Origin of the sequence: Kitasatospora sp. NPDC058048 (assembly GCF_042885555.1) — a bacterium.
In the GTDB taxonomy this organism is placed as follows: domain Bacteria; phylum Actinomycetota; class Actinomycetes; order Streptomycetales; family Streptomycetaceae; genus Kitasatospora; species Kitasatospora lactacystinica.
The window spans coordinates 161,819-178,363 of the sequence record NZ_JBHVRT010000014.1 but is presented as its reverse complement, the minus strand read 5'-3'; the positions used below and the strand labels follow the sequence as shown (position 1 = coordinate 178,363).

Sequence of the window (16,545 nt, the reverse complement as noted above, 5' to 3'; positions counted from 1 at the left end):
TTCCGCGGCCATCGGCCCGAACCGGAACCGCCCGTCCCGGCGGTACCGTCTGGCGTGGAGTACGGACGGGCGCGGCGAGGGGAGAGTCGGCGTGGAGGCACTGGGGGACGGGGATCCGCGGCAGGTGGGCGAGTACCGCCTGCTGCGGAGACTCGGTGCGGGCGGAATGGGCCGGGTGTACCTGGGCCGGACGGCGGGCGGCCGCACGGTGGCGGTCAAGCTGGTGCACGAACAGTTCGCGGCGGACCGGGAGTTCCGGGTGCGGTTCCGCAACGAGGTGGCCGCCGCCCGGCGGGTCGGCGGCCGCTGGACGGCCCCGGTCCTGGACGCGGACACCGAGGGCGCCCAGCCGTGGGTGGCCACCGGGTACGTCGCCGGGCCCTCGCTGGCCGCCGCCGTGCGGGAGTTCGGCCCGCTGCCCGTCGCCGCCGTCCGCTCGCTCGGGGCGGGGCTCGCCGAGGCGCTGCAGGCCGTGCACACCCAGGGGCTGGTGCACCGGGACGTCAAGCCGTCGAACGTGCTGCTGGCGCTGGACGGCCCGCGCCTGATCGACTTCGGGATCACCCGGGCACTGGACGCGGCGACCGCGCTCACCCGGTCCGGCTTCGTGGTCGGCTCCCCGGGCTACCTCTCCCCCGAGCAGGCCGAGGGGCGCAGCGCCGGGCCCGCCTCGGACGTCTTCTCGCTCGGCGCCGTACTCGCCCACGCCGCCACCGGCACCGCGCCGTTCGGCTCGGGGGTGAGCGCGCCCGTCCTGCTCTACCGGGTCCTCCACGAGGAGCCGGAACTCGACGTGGCCGACCGGGAGTTGCACGCCCTGCTGACAGCGTGCCTGGCCAAGGACCCGGCCCGCCGGCCCTCTCCCGCCCAGCTGCGCGAGCGGCTGACGGCCGCCGACCCGACGGCGGGCGAGCGGCTGGAGCGACGGGACTGGCTGCCGCCCGCGATCGCCGCCGCACTGGCCGCGCTCGCGGTCGAACTGCTGGACCTGGACAGTGACTCTCCGGCCCGGCCCGGCGCTCCCACCGGGCAGTTCGGCCCGGCGGAGCCGTGGCACGCCGGGGCCGGGCCGACCCCGGGGACGCCGGCCCCCGGACCGCCCACGCCCCCGGGCACGCCGACGCCGTACTCCCCGACGCGGCCCCCGCCGTACCGGCCCCCGTACGCGCCACCGCCGCAGCCGACCCGCGGCCGGCCCAACCCCGGCGTGCTGCTGGTCGCCGCCGTCCTGGCCGTCGCGGCGGCCGGCACCGCGGTGGCCCTGGCCGTGCGCGGCAACGACACCGACGGCACCGGCTCCGGCTCCGGCAGCACCCCGCCAGCCCCCACCTCCGCCGCCCCGACGCCGGGCGGCGAGATCCCGGCCGCCTTCCTCGGCTCCTGGCAGGGCGACCTGGGCAGCCAACAGACCTTCGTCAAGCCGGACTTCTCGATCACCATCGCCCAGGGCCGGACCAACGACCCGGTCGCGCAGATCCACAACAACGAGGGAGCGGGCACCCGCTACTGCGACGCGACCGCCAACCTGGTCCAGGCCACCGCGGACCGGGTGGTGCTGCGCACCGCCCCGATGAGCACGCTCAGCGGCTGCGCCGCCGTCCCGTACGACCAGGTGTACACCCGCAATCCGGACGGCAGCCTGCACCTGCTGGTCGGCGGCTTCTCGGGGGACCTGCGCAGGAAGTAGCCCCCGGTTCCACTCACGGCGGGGCGGCTCCCACTCCCGGGGGCCGCCCCGCCGCTGCCGTCCGCCGGAAGCCGCCACCAGAGCGCCCGGAACCCCGCTCGACGGGCACTTGAGGAATCCGGCCACCACCGCCGGGCGCAACTAGGGTGCGACGCGTCCACCCCACCATCCCGCTGACTCGAACGCCCTTCCGCACGAACGAGGTTGCCGTCCCCGCGGCACACCGCTCCCTCCACCGGGTCCCCGCATCCACCGGTCCCCGCGGCAACGAGTCCCCGCCCTCACGCGTCACCGGCTCAACGAGTCCCCGACCCCCGAGTCCCCGACCCCCCGCACGAGAGGAGAACCGCCATGCACCTCAGGGTCCTCGGCCCCCTCACCGCCGACCTCAACGGCATCTCCGTCGTCCCCACCGCCGCCAAGCAACGCCAGATCCTCGCCCTCCTGGCGCTCTACCCGAACCGGATCCTGCCGACGGCCACCCTGATCGAGGAGATCTGGGGCGACGACCCTCCGAGACAGGCGCTCACCACCATGCAGACGTACATCCTGCAACTGCGCCGCCGGATCACCCAGGCCCTTGGGCCCACCCCGCACACCACCGCCAAGGACATCCTCACCACCCGGCACGGCGGCTACCAGCTCACCACCCACCCGGACAACCTGGACGTCCACACCTACAACCTGCTGACCACCCAGGGCCAGCACGCCTTCAACCACGGCCAGGACCACCAGGCCGCCACCCACTTCCGCCAGGCCCTCGCCCTCTGGCACGGACCCGCCCTGGTCGACGTCCGGCCCGGCCCGATCCTCACCATCGAGATCATGCGGCTGGAGGAGAGCCGGCTGATCACCCTGGAGCGCCGCATCGACACCGACCTGCGGCTCGGCCGGCACAACGAGCTGATCCCCGAGCTCACCCACCTCACCCACCAGCACCCGCACCACGAGGGCCTGCACGCCCAGGCCATGGTCGCGCTCTACCGGGCCGGCCGGCAGACCAGCGCCCTGACCGCCTACCACCACCTGCGGCACCGGCTGACCAGCGAACTCGGCATCCAGCCCTCCCCGCACCTGCAACACCTCCAGCACGCGATCCTCACCCTGGACCCCGCCCTCAACACGCCCACCACGGCGCACCCGACCACCTACAACCTGTACTCGGCCTGAGCCCCGTCCGGACGGCCGTCCCCGCAGACCTCTCCCAGCCCTCACCCACAGGACACGTCATGACCACCGCACCCGAGAAACCCCTCGCCCTGATCACCGGCGGCACCCGCGGCATCGGCCTCGCCATCGCCCGCGAACTCGGCAGCCGCGGCCACCGTGTCTTCATCTGCGCCCGCACCGCCAAGGACATCGACCAGGCCCTCGCCACCCTGCGCGACGAGGGCCACCAGGCCCACGGCCTCACCTGCGACGTCCGCAGCCCCACCCAGGTCGGCGAACTGATCCGGCACGCGGTGGCCGAGCACGGCCCGATCACCGTCCTGGTCAACAACGCCGGCCGCACCGGCGGCGGCCCGACCGCCACCACCACCGACGACCTCTGGTACGACGTCATCGACACCAACCTGAACGCCGTCTTCCTGGTCACCCGGGAGACCCTCCGGCACGGCCACATCACCACCACCACGCACCCGCGGATCATCAACATCGCGTCCACCGCCGGGAAGCAGGCCGTCACCCTGGGCGCCCCGTACACCGCGAGCAAGCACGCCGTGATCGGCTTCACCCGGGCGCTGGCCAAGGAGCTGGCACCGACCGGCACCACCGTCAACGCCATCTGCCCGGGGTACGTCCAGACCCCGCACACCGCCAGGATCCACCACGAGTACGCGACCGCCTACAACACCACCCCCGAGACCATCCACCAGCACTTCACGACGCACATCCCGCTCGGCCGCTACACCACGCCCGAGGAGGTCGCCTCGCTGGCCGGCTACCTCACCAGCCCCACCGCGGCCAGCATCACCGCCCAGGCGCTGAACGTCTGCGGCGGGCTCGCCACCCAGTAACCCCCGGCGCGATCCTGGCCGGCCCACGGGAAGGATGAGGGCTCCGGTGCCCGCTGATCAGCCATGACGACTCGTCAGTTCTCCAGCGCACCCGTCACCTTGCGGGTGACCGGCGCCGCAGCGCCCTGCCTGCCCGCCGGCCGTCCGCCCCGGCCGCTGGACGCGGGGGCGGTGCGCGCCGCGCTCGCCGGCACCGCCGACCGGCCCCGGCCGGCCGCCCAACGGCGCGACCGGGCACCGGAGTTCGTCCTGGTCGAACTGCACCGGACGTACCCGGCGCAGGCCCTGCGCGCCGCGCTGCGGACCGTCGCCGCCGAGGACTCCGCCGGGCCCGAGACGGAACTGCTGTGGCAGCGGACGGCGGACGGCCCGGAGGCGCTCGACCGGGTGCTCGCCGACCTCGGGCGCAGCCTGGCCGCCGGTCCCCGGCTGCGGGCGGTGCTGGTCGAGGACGGCGGTCACGGCTGCGCCCCGGGCGGCGGCCGGCGGCTGTTCGTCGGCATCGCGTCCGGCCCGCCCGCACGCGCCGCCGGGGTGCTGGAGGAACTGCGCGAGGCGCTGGCGCACCCGCCGGAGCCGGTCACCGTGCCGACCAGCGCGCTCCAGCGGGAGCTGCTGCGCCAGGTGATCGGCGCGGCCGAGCCCGCCGGGCGGCACGTCGAGCAGCTGTCCTGGCACTGGCACGGGCCACTGGACACCGAGCGCTTCACCGCGGCCTGGCAGTCCGTCTTCGACCACGAAACGGTGCTGCGCGCGGCCTTCGACTGGGACGAGGACGGCACCGACGACCCCTGGATGGTGCTGCACGAACACGCCGCCCCCGAGGTGACCCGGCACCGGCACGACGCCACCGACTGGAAGGACCTGCTCGCCGCCGACCGACGGCGCGGCTTCGACCTGCGCCGCCCCGCCCTGCTGCGCGCCACCCTCGTCGACGACCCGCCGCACACCGAGGACGGCCCCGCCACCCGGGTGCTGCTCACCTACCACCACGCCATGCTGGACGGCTGGAGCGTGCGGCTGCTGCTCCAGTCCTTCTACCGCGCCTACCTGACCGGCGGCGTCCTGCCCGGCGGCGAGCGCCGCCCCGACCTGCGCGACCACGCCCGCTGGCTGGCCGGCCGCAGCACCGACGCCGCGCGGCAGTTCTGGTCCACCCGGCCGCCCGCCACCCCCGTCCTGCCGCTCGCCCCCGATCCGCACCGGCGCGGCAGCGGCCGGGCCCGGCGCCGCCTCACCCCGTACGAGGCGGTCCGGCTGCGCGGCTGGGCGGCCGCTTGGGGCGCGGGCGAGAGCAGCGCGCTCCAGGCGGCCTGGGCGCTGCTGCTGTACCGCGCCGAGCAGAGCGACCGGCCCCGCCGCCCGGCCCGGGCGGTGCGGGTCGGCTTCGCGGTGACGGTCTCCGGCCGGGGCATCCCGCTGGACGGCATCGACCGGCTGCCCGGCGCCCTGCGCAACCCGCTGCCGATCTCCGTCCGGGTGCAGCCGGGCACCACCGTGCCGCAACTGCTCGCGGCGCTGCGCGACGGGGTGCTCGACCTCGCGGCCTACGAGTGGGTCGCGCCCGGCCAGGCCCACCGCTGGACACCCGGCGCGCGCGGGCAGCGGCCGAACTCCCTGGTCGTGCTGGAGCACCGGCCCGCCACGGCGCACCACCTGCGGCTGGAGACCGACCTGGCCGCGCACGGCATCCACGTGGAGAGCCCCGTCCCGGCCGGCACCCTCACCTCGTACCCGATCACGCTCGCCGCCCACTACGACGCCACCGGCGGGCTGGTCCTCACCACCACCCACGACCGCGCCCTGCTCGCCGACCGGGACGCCGCCGAGCTGCTCGACCAGAGCGCCCACCTGCTGCGCTCCTTCCCGGACCTGCCGAGCGGGCTGGGCACCACCGAGGTCCTGCGGACCACCCTGGCCGGCCGGCCGGCGCCCCGACTGGGCGAGCCCGCGGACACCGGCTCCCCGGGCGGGGATCCGGCCGCCCCGGCAGTTCGGCTGGACATGCTGCGCCGGGCCGCCCGCCCGGGCGCGGGCTGGGTCCTGCTGCTGCCCCCGACCGGCGCCCCGCAGACCCGCTACCCCGGCGCCGCCCGCGGCTGGCCGGGCCCGCAGGCCCTCGGCGTGCTGCGCCCCGCCGGGGGCGACCCGCCCGCGGCCGCGTACCGCCCGGTGCTCGGGCCGCTGCTGGAGTCCCGCGCGCCGATCGCCCTGGTCGCGCCGCCGGGGCTCGGGGTCACCGCCTGCGAGATCGCCCGACTGGGGGCGCCGGCGCACCACCCGCCGCTGGTGGTGCTGCTCGACGAGGGCGGCGACCTGGCCGCGGTGGCGGGCCTGCTGGGCGAGCTGCCGCGACGTCGCTAGAGCTGCCGCGGCGTTGCTGGAGCTGCTGCGTCGTCGCTGGAGCCGCCGCGCTGCGGCCCGGGGCCGGCCGCGGCTAGGGTGACGACCGTGGCCCGCTTCGTCCTGATCCGTCGTACGCCGCTGCCGCCCGCCGAGTGCTGGGAGCGGCTGACGGCCTGGCCCCGGCACGGGGAGCGGGTGCCGTTCACCCGGGTCTCCGTGGTGCGCGGCACCGGCCGGGCGGCGGGCGACCTCGTCCTGGCCCGGACGGCCCTGGGACCGCTGCGCTTCGACGACCCGATGGAGCTCACCGGGCTGGTCGCCCCCGGCCCCGGACGGGACGGGCGGTGCCTGCTGGTCAAACGCGGCCGGCCGGTGCGGGGCTGGGCCGAGCTGCGGATCCGGGCGGTGGGCGACGGCAGTGCGGTGGTCTGGACGGAGGAGCTGACGGTCGCCGGCGTGCCGCGACTGCTCGATCCCGTCCTCGCCCGGACGGGGCGTCTGGTCTTCGGCCGGGTGCTGGACCACCTGCTCGGGGCGTAGGCGGCCGGGCGGGAACGGGCACCCGCCCGGTCGCCGTACGCTTCGCCGGCTCGTCGGGCACCACCGCTTCCCGGCCCGCCGGCACCCGTCCCGTGCCGTCGGACCCGGCCCCGACGGCCGTCGGGGCCGCGACGGGGTCAGCGGGTGATGATGTCGAGGCCGGCGCGCACCGTGACGGTCGGGGAGATGTCGCCGGCGAGGTAGAGAGTGTGACCGTCGGGGCCGAGGCTCAGGGTGGCGGTCCGTCCCACGCTCGGCGGGTGGACGGCCTCGGCGGGGACGAGCGCGCCGGCCTCGGTGTCGTAGGAGAGGATCACGCTGGAGTAGTACGGGCCGGTCGGGAACGGCGTGCCCGGGCCCATGATGCCGGAGTTCTGGCTGACCACGTACAGGCGGCGCCCGTCCGGGCTGATCACGGGGGCCCGCAGGGAGCCGTGCCCCGGCGCGAAGTGGAAGCCCGAGGTGACCGTGTCCGTCGCGGTGTCGACGATGTAGTCGGAATCGGAGCCGCCGATGCCGTACAGCGTGCTGCCGTCGGGGCTGAGGACCGCACTGCCGCCGGCCCCGTGGCCCGCGGTGAAGGTTCGGACGGTGGTGAGCGAGGTGGGGGTGGCGGCCAGGTGGACCAGGCCGGCCGCGGTGGTGACGTAGGCGTCCTGGCCGTTGGGGCGCAGGACGATCGAGCCGACACCGAAGTCGGCGAGGTCGAGCGAGGCGGTGAAGGCCCGGTCGGCCGTGGAGTAGGCGAGGACGCGGCCCGGCCGGGCGCCGTAGCGCTGCTCCGGCCCGCGCTGGGCGAGGTAGACGCCGGTGCCGTCGGGGGCGACCACGAGGGAGCCGATCGTGCCGGGCACGTACCCGTCGGGGCGCGGCTGGTCCGGGATCGGGACGTCGGCGACGACGGTGTCGTCGGCGGTGTCGACGGTGACCAGGCGTGAGGTACCGACGGCCACGTACAGCCGGGTGCCGTCCGGGCTGACGGCCAGCGAGCCGACGTAGGTCCACGGGGTCGTGGAGAGGGTGAGTCGGGTGGTGATCGCGCCGGTCGCGGTGTCGACGGCCTTGAGGACCGTCGTGCGGCCGCTGTCGTTGTCGACGACCCCGACATAGGCCTTGGCGCCGTCGGGGGTGACGGCAGCGACCGGGGCCGACCACCCCACGGTGACGGTGCGGGCGGTCACGGCCGTCCCGGCGCTCCCGGCGCTCCCCGCGGCCCCGACGGTCACCGGCTGCGCCGCGGTGGCGGCCCCGGGCACGAGCGCCAGCAGCAGCCCCGCGGCGGCCGCCGCGCCCAGCCAACGAGCCCTTCTCATGAGCGATTTCACGATTTCCTCCCCTTGTGCGCACGACGCGTTCGCATCGGCGGCCGCCAGCGTACGAGGCGGCCGGAGCGCGCCGGGGCGGCCTCGGGGGAGCTGGGCGACAAACGCCGACCCGCAGTAGACGCCGCGCCGAACATTCCTACGGAACCTGACAGGGCGCAGCACGCGCAGGCCCCTACGCCGGGGCCGGCCGTCGACCGGTGGAGGACGGCCGGATTCCCCGGATCAGCGTCCCCCTCGACGGCCGCTGCCCCGGTCGGCGGAGGTCCGGCGCCAGTCCAGGTACTGCTGGCGGACGTATGCGCGCGCGTCGTCTCCGTCGGCGGTGACGCCGTCATGCTCGGTCAGGTTCCCGGCCGCGATCCGCGCCCCCACCACCTGCCCCATGTCCTGGTCACCGTCCGCCAGTGCCAGGCGGTCGGCCCGGGCGGCGGTGCGAAGCAGGTACTCGCGCCGTTTGCGGGGCGGGCTCTTGGCGGTGCTCCGGCGGGCGGCCAGGTCCTTCTCCTCCTCCTCGACGCCCGGGGCGTCCGCGTAGGCCTGGTCCGCCGTGGGCACCGGCCCGGCCGGCACGCTGCGCACCGGCCGGGACGGCAGCGGCGGCAGCCCGCGGACGTGGAGTACCTCGTTCGCGAACTCCGGCCGTTCGACGGGAAGTCCGCGCCGGCCGAACACGGCGAACAGCTCGGCGAGGGCGCGCGGTTCGGTGCCGCGCGGCAGGTCGTCCCCGGTGACGTCGATCCGGCCGAGCTGCGGGCCCCAGAACCGGCCCGGCGGGTCCGCGAGGCGCAGCCGGAGGGTGACGTAGTGGCCGCTGGTCTCGACCTCCTCCCCGAACTCCATGGCCAGGCCGCGGATCTCCGACCAGGCGTAGCGGCGCGGAACCAGCAGCCGGACCAGGGTGAGGCCGTCCTCGTCCTCCCGCAGCCAGCAGGTGTGCGGCACCGCGACGGCCACCGCGACGGCGATCAGCACCCCGATCAGGGTGGCCGCGCCCGGGCCGGTGGCACCGGATCCGACCAGCACGAGCATCGCCACCACGGCCAGCGCGATGCCGATCCCGATGTTGCCTCCCCACTGCCGCATGAACGCCAGCCGTACTGTCCGCATCCCGCCCCCTGGTGTCCCCGGTGTGTGGCTCCACGCTCCCGGGAGCCGCCGGGCCCGGGCAAGCGTCGGCGGAGAGCTGTGACGGCCCCGTGACGAAGCCTCGGCGCCGCGCTTCGACGGCGGGCTATCTGCCGCGCAGCCGCCGGACGAGGTTGCGGGCGGCCTCCGGCCAGCTCGGGTGGTCGAAGGCGAAGCCGGCGTCGAGCAGACGGGTCGGGACAACGCGCCGGCTCTTCAGCAGCAGCTCGGTGTCGGAGCGCAGCGCGAAGGCGCCCAGCTCGGCCATCCAGCGGGTGGCGGGCAGGGCCAGCGGCATGCCCCAGGCTGCCCGCAGCTCGCGCATGAACTCGCGCTGGGGCAGCGGGTTCGGGGCGGCGAGGTTGACCGGGCCGGTGAGGTCCTCTCGGAGAATCAGGAACTCGACGGCGCGGGCGAAGTCCCGCTCGTGGATCCAGGAGACGTACTGGGCGCCGCCCGCGACGGGGCCGCCGGCGCCGAGCCTGGCCAGCCAGGAGAGCGCGTCGAGGGAGCCGCCGCGTTCGGGGCCGAGGACGGCGGCGGTGCGCAGCGCGACCCGGCGGGTGTGCGGGGTGTCGGCCTCGGCCTGGGTGCGCTCCCAGGCCCGGGCGACGTCGATGCTGTGCCGCCAGGCGGGCGGGGCGTCGGGCTCGCTGCCGCCGATCAGGCCGTCCCGCTCGTCGTTGGGGGCGTCGTGGCGGTGGGCGTAGACAGTGGCGGTGCTCATCTGGAGCCAGGACGCGGGCGGGCGGCGGGCGGCCGCGACGGCCTCGCCGACGACCCGGGTCGACCGCACCCGGGAGTCCATCATCTCCTGCCGGTTCGCCTCCGTGTAGCGGCAGTTGATGCTGCTCCCGGCGAGGTTGAGCACGACGTCGGCGCCGTCGATCTCCGCCGCCCAGGCGCCGAGGGTCCGCCCGTCCCAGCCGACCTGCCGGGGCCCGGCGGGCCTGCGGCTCAGGACGACGACCTCGTGTCCGGCGGCGGTCAGGCTCCGGTCGAGCAGCGCCCCGAGCGCACCCGATCCGCCGGGAATGACGACCTTCATGGGCTCCCCCTCGTGCCTCGGTTCCTCGGAACCAGCCTAGCCCACTCTTCTGAACGCGTTCAATTCCACTGCTCGATCCGTCCTTGGACCGCTGCCCCCGGACGACTGAAACCGTGCTGAAACCGCGTTGAAGGCGGACCCCGGCAAGCTCCTGGCCATCGGAAAGCCCGCCACGAGGCGGCAGAGCCCTGAAGGAGCACCCGGCATGACCACCACCCCCGTCCGGCTCACCCCCGAGGACATCGAGAACCCCGCCGGCGCCTACGCCCGGTTCCGCGGACAGCGCGAACTGCCCCAGGTCGTCCTGCCCGGCCTGGACACCCCGGTCCGGCTGGTCACCCGCTACGCCGACGTCAAGGCCGCGCTCACCGAACCGCGGCTGGTCCGGGACCGCACGGGCATCGCCGCCCCGGCCGGCGCCGAATCCGACCCGCAGGACGAACTGATGGCCGCCGCCTTCGACGGCTTCCCCGCCGAGTACGCCACATACCTCTCCGGCCACCTCGCGCTCTTCGACGGCGGGGAGCACGCCCGCCGCCGCGCGCCGCTGACCCGCGCCTTCACCGCCCGCCGGATCGCCGCCCTGCGCGGCTTCGTCGAGCGCACCGCCGACGAGCTGCTGGCCGGCCTCGCCGCCCGGGACGAACCGGCCGACCTGCTGGGCGAGTTCGCCTACCCCCTGACCACCCACCTGGTCTGCGAGCTGGTCGGCGTCGAGGAGTCCGACCGGCCCCGGGTCTGCGACTGGATCCGCGACTTCGCGTACGGCGACGGCAGCCGGATGGTCGAGGGCCTGGTCGGCATCGTCGACCACGTCAGGGAACTGGTCGCCCGCCGCCGTTCCGAGCGCACCGAGGACCTCGTCTCCGCCCTGGTGCACGACACCCGCGAGGGCGAGCAGCCGCTGGACGAGGACGACCTGATCTCGATCGTCGTCCTGCTGATCAACACCGGCATCACCCCGCCCGCCCTGTTCCTCGCCCACGGACTGCTCGCCCTGTTCGACCACCCCGACCAGCTGGCCCGGCTGCGCGCCGAGCCGAAACTGCTGGAACGGGCCGTCCCCGAACTGCTGCGCCACGTCACCCTGGTGCGGATCGGCGCGACCCTGTACGCGGCAGAGGACTTCGAGTTCGCCGGGACGGCGCTGCGCGCCGGCGACCCGGTCACCGTCGCCCTGCTCGCCGCCGACCACGACCCGCAGGAGTACGGCGAGGCGCCCGAACGCCTCGACATCGCCCGGGAGTTCGGACGCGGCGACGGCCACCTGGCGTTCGGCCACGGCGCGCACTACTGCCTGGGCGCAGCCCTCGGCCGGCTGGTCACCTCGGTGGTCCTGGAGCAGGTGGTGATCCGGCGCCCGGAGGCGGCGCTGGGGGTCGCCCGGGACGAGCTGGAGTTCGGCCACTGGCCGGCCGACGGCTTCCACCTGCTGCGGCTGCCGGTGCGGCTCTGAGCGGCCGCCGTCACAGCGGGCCGCGGTCTCGGGCGTCCGCACCCCACGGTCGGACGCCCGCCAGCCGGCGGGCCTCCGCCGCCAGGGCGGTGCGGTCCGCCGCCCCGTACTCGGCGATCGCCCGACGGCACTCCCCCGGGTCGGCCCGCTCGGCCTCGGCCCGAGCCTCCGCCGAGCCCATGGTCGGCCGGAAGTTGCGCAGGCAGCGGAACCGCTCGGCCAGCACGACCAGCCGCACGCCCGCCCTGGTCCGCTCGGGATCGCCGTCGCGGGCGCCCCGGTCCAGCGCCGCCAGGCCGAGTGCCAGCAGCAGCGCCCCGGCGAGCGGGCCCTCCACCAGGGCGGCGGGCCGGTCGAGCAGTTCGGCCAGCCGCTCCGGGAGTCCGGCGGCCAGGGCGGCCACCCGGTCCGGCTCGCCGTGCCGGGCGTGCGCGGCCACGCAGGCCGCCACCAGCTCCAGCGCCCAGGACGGGTCGGGGAGGGGCTCCGCGGGCCACTCCGCACCGCGGGCGAGCCGTTCCGCGAGCAGCTCCGCGGACGGCTCCGCGGCACGCGCGAGCATTCCCGCCGACGGCTCCGCGGCCCGCGCGGCCATGGCAGCGGACCGCCGCCACAGCGCCAGCCCGGTCCCCACCTCGCCCCGGGCGAGGGCGATCTCCGCCCGGGCGCCCAGCTCGGGGGTGAGCAGGTCGACGGCATCGGCCGGCCGGTGCCGCACCGCCAGCTCCAGCCAGTGTTCGGCACCGTCCGGGTCCCCGGCCTGCAGACTGCCGATCACCATGCCCCAGCGCAGGCCCAGCATGTCGCTCCAGTCGCCGAGCCGGTCCAGCTCGGCCATCGCCGCACGCAGCAGCGGCAGCGCCTCGGCGCCGCGCTCGCCCTGCAGGTGCAGTTCGCCGAGGCGGGCCAGCGCGAGCACCCGCAGCCAGGGCACCGGCAGCGCCTCGACGGCCGCCAGCGTGCGCCGCGCCGAGGCGGTCGCCCGCTCCGTCTCCTGGGCGCGCTCCCACCGGTAGCCGGCCACCGCCTCGGCCACACCGGCGAGCAGCGGTTCGGGGGCTGCGCACAGGACGGCCAGCGCGCCTCCGTCCGGGCGGCCGTCCAGAGCGCCGGTCACAGCGCCGTTCACAGCGCCGTCCGGACTGTCCGGCGTGGAGCCCAGCACCTCGGGGACGGCCGCCATCACGATGGCGATCGCCCGGACCGGGGTGTCCGGCGCGGCCGGGGGCAGCCGGCGCAGAGCGGCGAGCAGGCGCAGCGCGCCCGTGCCGGTGCCGAGCCCGCCGCCCGCGGCGAGCAGGGTGTTGACGGTGCTCAGCGCGGTGAGCGTGCGCACCGGCTCCAGCAGTTCGGGCCCGGGGCGCAGCCGGGAGACCGGGCCGCCGGTGTCCTCGGCGAGGGCGAGCAGCCGGACGTAGTTGCCCTCGGCGGTCCACAGCCCGGCGAGGACGGCGGCGGTGGCGGCGACCGTCGGTCCGTCCCCGGCGGCGAGGGACAGGCGCAGCGCGCGGACCAGGTTGTCCTGTTCGGCGCGGACCAGCCGCCACTGCGGCACGGCCGCCGGGCCGAACGGGCCGTCGTGGTGGGCGATGCCGAACTCCCGTGCCCAGTTGAGGAATCGGAAGGTGACGGTCTCGTCCTCGGCCGCCTTCGTTCGCTCGGCCGCGCCGAACTCGCGGACCGTCTCCAGCATCCGGAACCGTCCGCCGCTCGGGGTGTCGGCCAGGCGCAGCAGGGACTGGTCGACCAGGTCCTCCAGGACGGTCAGGACGTCGGCACCGGTGCCGTCGGCGGCGCCGCCGAGCAGCCGCTCGGCCGCCTCGGCGGTGAAACCGCCGGGGAAGACGGACAGCGCGCGCAGGGCGGCCCGGCCCGGCGGGTCCAGCAGGTTCCAGCTCCAGTCGACCACGGCCTGCAGGGTGCGGTGGCGCTGCGGCGCGTCGCGCGGTCCGCCGCGCAGCAGGGCGAAGCGGTCGGCCAGCCGGTCGGCGATCCCGGTCACCGTCAGCACCCGCACCCGGGCTGCCGCCAGCTCCAGCGCCAGCGGCAGCCCGTCCAGCCGGGCGCACAGCCCGGCGACCGGACCGACGGGCAGCTCGACGTCGGGCCGGGCCGCGCGGGCCCGCTGGGCGAACAGCTCGACGGCGGCCGCCCGGTCCAGCTCGGGGAGCGGGTACAGCACTTCGGCGGAGATCCCGAGCGGCGTACGGCTGGTGGTGAGCACCCGCAGGTCGGGGCGGGCGGCGACCAGCGCCCGCACCAGGTCGGCGACGCCGCGCACCACCTGCTCGCAGTTGTCCAGCACCAGCAGCACCGGCCCGGGGCCCAGGGCGCCGGCGATCCCCGCCCGGTCGCCCGTGCCGAGCGCGGCCGCGACCGCCCCGGCCACCTCCTGGTCGGCGGCCACTGCGGCGAGCGGCACCAGGTGCACCACCCGCTGCGTCGCCGCGCGGGCCGCGGCGGCGGCCAGCCGGGTCTTGCCGAGCCCGCCGGGGCCGACCACCGACACCACCCGGGCGGTGCCCAGCAGCTCCGCCACGGCGGCAAGGTCGGCTTCCCGGCCCACCAGGGCGTTCGGCTCGTGCGGCACCCCGCGCCGCACCGGCGCCTCCTCGCCGCGCAGCAACTCCTGTTGCAGTTCCCGCAGTTCGGGGCCGGGGTCGACGCCCAGGGTGTCCCGCAGGCCGCGGCGGTAGCGGTCGTACCGGCCGAGCGCGGCCGCCGCCCCGGCCGTCCTGGCCTCGCTGCGCAGCAGCTCCAGCAGCACCTCCTCGTCCCTCGGCTGCCCGGCGGCCTCCCCGGCGAGCGCCTCGACGGCCTCCGGGTGCCGCCCGGTGCGCGCCAGCGCGAGCGCCCGGCCACGCCGCAACGCCCGGCGGGTACGGTCCCGTTCGACGCGCAGCGCGGACACCGGGTCCGTCCCGTCGGGGTCGGCGGGCCCGCTCTGCCCTTCCCAGAGTTCCAGCCCCGCCTCGGCCTCGGCGAGCGCCCCGGCGTGGTCCCCGGCCCGCGACTTCTCGGCGCAGGCGGCGGCGTGCAGCAGCACGGCGGAGGCGTCCACCCGTTCCTCTCCGAGCCCCAGCCGGTACCCGGTCGGCGTGCTGACGACGAGGTCCGCCCCGAACTTCGCCCGCGCCCGCGACACCAGCACCTGCAGCGCCTTCTCCGGCCGCTCGGGCCCGCCCTCCGGCCACAGCCCGTCCACCAGGCTCCCCCGGCCGCACCCGCCCCGCACCTCCCGCGCCAACAGCGCGAGCAGCCCCCGCAATCCGGCGGCGGTGACCTCCTCGCCCCGGCAGGAGACGGTGGACAGTATCCGCAGTTCGATCGACACCGCGTCAGGCTAGCGATCTCCCACGGGCCGCCGTCGCCCGGCTCCTTGACCACCTGCCCGTGCAACGGTCCTGATCCCCGGTCGGCGGACGTGGGCCTTGTGCCGCGGCACTTCGATGCCTAGGGTCTCGATGTATCGGTTCGATACATCGGACCGATACATCACGCCGTCCGGGTCGGGTCGACCCCGGTCGGCCGCAGCGTGCTGTGCGCCCACCCGGCACAGACCGCCGATCAGAAGGAGCTTCGATGACGGGGACCGACCACACCACCGGGCACCACCAGGACGCCTCACCGGACCACCCGCGCACCGGGCAGTCGTCCGCACAGGACGAACGGCAGCTGCACAGCTCGTCGTTCGGCAGGGCGGCGGTCGCCTACGCCGAGCACCGCCCGGACTACGCGCACGCCGCCGTGCGCTGGGCCCTCGAAACCGCGCCGGGCCCGCGGGTGCTCGACCTCGGCGCCGGAACGGGCAAGCTCACCGCCACCCTGGTCGCGCTCGGCCACGACGTCGTGGCGGTCGAGCCCGACCCGGCGATGCTGGCCGAGCTGCGCGGCACACTGCCGGACGTGCGCGCACTGCCGGGCAGCGCCGAGGCGATCCCGCTGGCGGACGGTTCCGTCGACGCGGTGGTGTCCGGCAACGCCATGCACTGGTTCGACATGGACCTCGCGGGCCCGGAGATCGCCCGGGTCCTCGCGCCCGCCGGCGTGCTGGCCGGACTGTGGAACGTCTTCGACGACGGAGTCGACTGGGTGGCCGGCCTCGCCCGGGTCACCGGCCCCGCCGCCATCGGCCCGCGCGACGTGCCCGTCAGCTGGCGCACCGCGACCGCACGGATGCACCTGCCCAGGTCCGGCGGGGACGCGTGGTTCGACTCGCCGGAGCAGGCGGAGTTCCCGCACGGGCAGCGGCGGACCGCGCAGTCCCTCGCCGCCACCCTCGCCACGAAGGCGGGCGTCCTGGTCATGCCGGAGCAGGAGCGGACGGCCCTGCTGGACGCCACCCACGCCTATCTCGCCGACCGGCCGGAGACCGGCTCCGGCGAGTTCACCCTCCCGATGCTGACCAGCGTGCTGCGCGTCCGCCGGATCTGAGCCCCGCCGCCGCGTCCGTCCGACGACCGGCGGCCCCCGCTCCCCGGCGATCCGGGGAGCGGGGGCCGCCGACGGGGCCGTCAGCCGTCAGCTGTCAGCTGTCAGCTGTCAGCCCGGAACGCCCCGTGGACGCGCAGGTCGCCGTTGATCGCCACCTTGTCGTCGGCGGTGTGCAGGATCCAGGCGTCCCCGGTCCGGACCGAGAGGTGCCCGTTGGCGTTCACCTTCCCGACGAACATCGAGTCCCCACCGACGCGCAGGCCACCGTTGATCGAGATCCGGCCGTCCTCGGTGTGCAGGACCCAGGTGCCCCCGTTGCGGACCGACAGGTGCCCGTTGGCGTTCACCTTCTTCTCGAACTCCGACTCCCCGTGGACGACCAGCCGCGGCGGGCCGTCCAGCGTCTCCAGCACGTTGTCGACGGTCAGCCCGCCGTGCAGGGTGAGCCGCTCCTTGACCTGGGCCCGCTGGGTGACCAGGTCGTTCAGGTCCGCCTTGTCGGCGGCGACGGTTCCCCACTGGTTGCTTCCGGCGCCCTGGTACACGTTGAGGCCCGCGGGCGGGAC

The 16,545-nt window shown here is 76.1% G+C and carries 12 protein-coding genes; 7 read left to right on the top strand and 5 right to left on the bottom strand.

Annotated elements, in window-relative coordinates; genetic code table 11:
• The first annotated feature begins 91 nt into the window (after positions 1 to 91).
• The 5 genes from ACFVVA_RS17325 to ACFVVA_RS17305 all read left to right on the top strand — a co-directional run bounded on the left by ACFVVA_RS17325 (position 92) and on the right by ACFVVA_RS17305 (position 6,591).
• Positions 92 to 1,687 carry a serine/threonine-protein kinase gene (locus tag ACFVVA_RS17325; protein WP_387690343.1) on the top strand — a complete coding sequence of 532 codons (1,596 nt, stop codon included), beginning with the start codon at positions 92 to 94 and terminating at the stop codon, positions 1,685 to 1,687.
• Between the two features lie 351 nt (positions 1,688 to 2,038).
• Positions 2,039 to 2,857 carry a BTAD domain-containing putative transcriptional regulator gene (locus ACFVVA_RS17320; RefSeq protein WP_387690341.1) on the top strand — a complete coding sequence of 273 codons (819 nt, stop codon included), beginning with the start codon at positions 2,039 to 2,041 and terminating at the stop codon, positions 2,855 to 2,857.
• 59 nt (positions 2,858 to 2,916) lie between these two features.
• Entirely contained in the window at positions 2,917 to 3,705 is a 789-nt protein-coding gene (locus ACFVVA_RS17315; protein WP_387690339.1) for an SDR family NAD(P)-dependent oxidoreductase, read from the top strand.
• A 63-nt stretch (positions 3,706 to 3,768) separates the two neighbouring features.
• A complete protein-coding gene (locus ACFVVA_RS17310) occupies positions 3,769 to 6,069 on the top strand; it encodes a condensation domain-containing protein (protein ID WP_387690337.1) in 2,301 nt (766 codons plus the stop codon).
• An 87-nt stretch (positions 6,070 to 6,156) separates the two neighbouring features.
• Complete coding sequence (locus ACFVVA_RS17305; RefSeq protein WP_387690335.1) at positions 6,157 to 6,591, top strand: SRPBCC family protein; 435 nt, start codon at positions 6,157 to 6,159, stop codon at positions 6,589 to 6,591.
• Between the two features lie 137 nt (positions 6,592 to 6,728).
• Here the strand turns inward: ACFVVA_RS17305 and ACFVVA_RS17300 are convergent, their stop codons facing one another.
• The 3 genes from ACFVVA_RS17300 to ACFVVA_RS17290 form a co-directional block, all read right to left on the bottom strand.
• Positions 6,729 to 7,904 carry a hypothetical protein gene (locus tag ACFVVA_RS17300; RefSeq protein ID WP_387690333.1) on the bottom strand — a complete coding sequence of 392 codons (1,176 nt, stop codon included), beginning with the start codon at positions 7,902 to 7,904 and terminating at the stop codon, positions 6,729 to 6,731.
• A 234-nt stretch (positions 7,905 to 8,138) separates the two neighbouring features.
• Positions 8,139 to 9,023: a hypothetical protein gene (locus tag ACFVVA_RS17295; protein ID WP_387690331.1), complete on the bottom strand. Its 885-nt coding sequence runs from the start codon at positions 9,021 to 9,023 to the stop codon at positions 8,139 to 8,141.
• A gap of 124 nt (positions 9,024 to 9,147) precedes the next feature.
• Positions 9,148 to 10,089, bottom strand: coding sequence for a TIGR01777 family oxidoreductase (locus ACFVVA_RS17290; RefSeq protein WP_387690329.1), 942 nt, complete (start codon positions 10,087 to 10,089; stop codon positions 9,148 to 9,150).
• A 205-nt stretch (positions 10,090 to 10,294) separates the two neighbouring features.
• Here ACFVVA_RS17290 and ACFVVA_RS17285 point away from each other — a divergent pair, with 205 nt between their 5' ends.
• Positions 10,295 to 11,545, top strand: a complete 1,251-nt coding sequence (locus tag ACFVVA_RS17285; RefSeq protein ID WP_387690327.1) for a cytochrome P450 — start codon at positions 10,295 to 10,297, stop codon at positions 11,543 to 11,545.
• Positions 11,546 to 11,555: 10 nt separating this feature from the next.
• Here the strand turns inward: ACFVVA_RS17285 and ACFVVA_RS17280 are convergent, their stop codons facing one another.
• Complete coding sequence (locus ACFVVA_RS17280; RefSeq protein WP_387690325.1) at positions 11,556 to 14,879, bottom strand: ATP-binding protein; 3,324 nt, start codon at positions 14,877 to 14,879, stop codon at positions 11,556 to 11,558.
• 248 nt (positions 14,880 to 15,127) lie between these two features.
• Here ACFVVA_RS17280 and ACFVVA_RS17275 point away from each other — a divergent pair, with 248 nt between their 5' ends.
• A complete protein-coding gene (locus tag ACFVVA_RS17275; protein WP_387690324.1) occupies positions 15,128 to 15,979 on the top strand; it encodes a class I SAM-dependent methyltransferase in 852 nt (283 codons plus the stop codon).
• 101 nt (positions 15,980 to 16,080) lie between these two features.
• On the opposite strand, the gene ACFVVA_RS17270 is transcribed toward ACFVVA_RS17275, so the two are convergent.
• A partial coding sequence (locus tag ACFVVA_RS17270) for a hypothetical protein (protein WP_387690322.1) occupies positions 16,081 to 16,545 on the bottom strand: 465 nt, incomplete at its 5' end.

Coding starts and splice junctions, on each gene's coding strand:
- ACFVVA_RS17300 (WP_387690333.1), bottom strand. CDS start 7,904: ATGAGAAGGGCTCGTTGGCTGGGCGCGGCGGCCGCCGCGGGGCTGCTG.
- ACFVVA_RS17290 (WP_387690329.1), bottom strand. CDS start 10,089: ATGAAGGTCGTCATTCCCGGCGGATCGGGTGCGCTCGGGGCGCTGCTC.
- ACFVVA_RS17275 (WP_387690324.1), top strand. CDS start 15,128: ATGACGGGGACCGACCACACCACCGGGCACCACCAGGACGCCTCACCG.
- ACFVVA_RS17320 (WP_387690341.1), top strand. CDS start 2,039: ATGCACCTCAGGGTCCTCGGCCCCCTCACCGCCGACCTCAACGGCATC.
- ACFVVA_RS17285 (WP_387690327.1), top strand. CDS start 10,295: ATGACCACCACCCCCGTCCGGCTCACCCCCGAGGACATCGAGAACCCC.
- ACFVVA_RS17295 (WP_387690331.1), bottom strand. CDS start 9,023: ATGCGGACAGTACGGCTGGCGTTCATGCGGCAGTGGGGAGGCAACATC.
- ACFVVA_RS17310 (WP_387690337.1), top strand. CDS start 3,769: ATGACGACTCGTCAGTTCTCCAGCGCACCCGTCACCTTGCGGGTGACC.
- ACFVVA_RS17315 (WP_387690339.1), top strand. CDS start 2,917: ATGACCACCGCACCCGAGAAACCCCTCGCCCTGATCACCGGCGGCACC.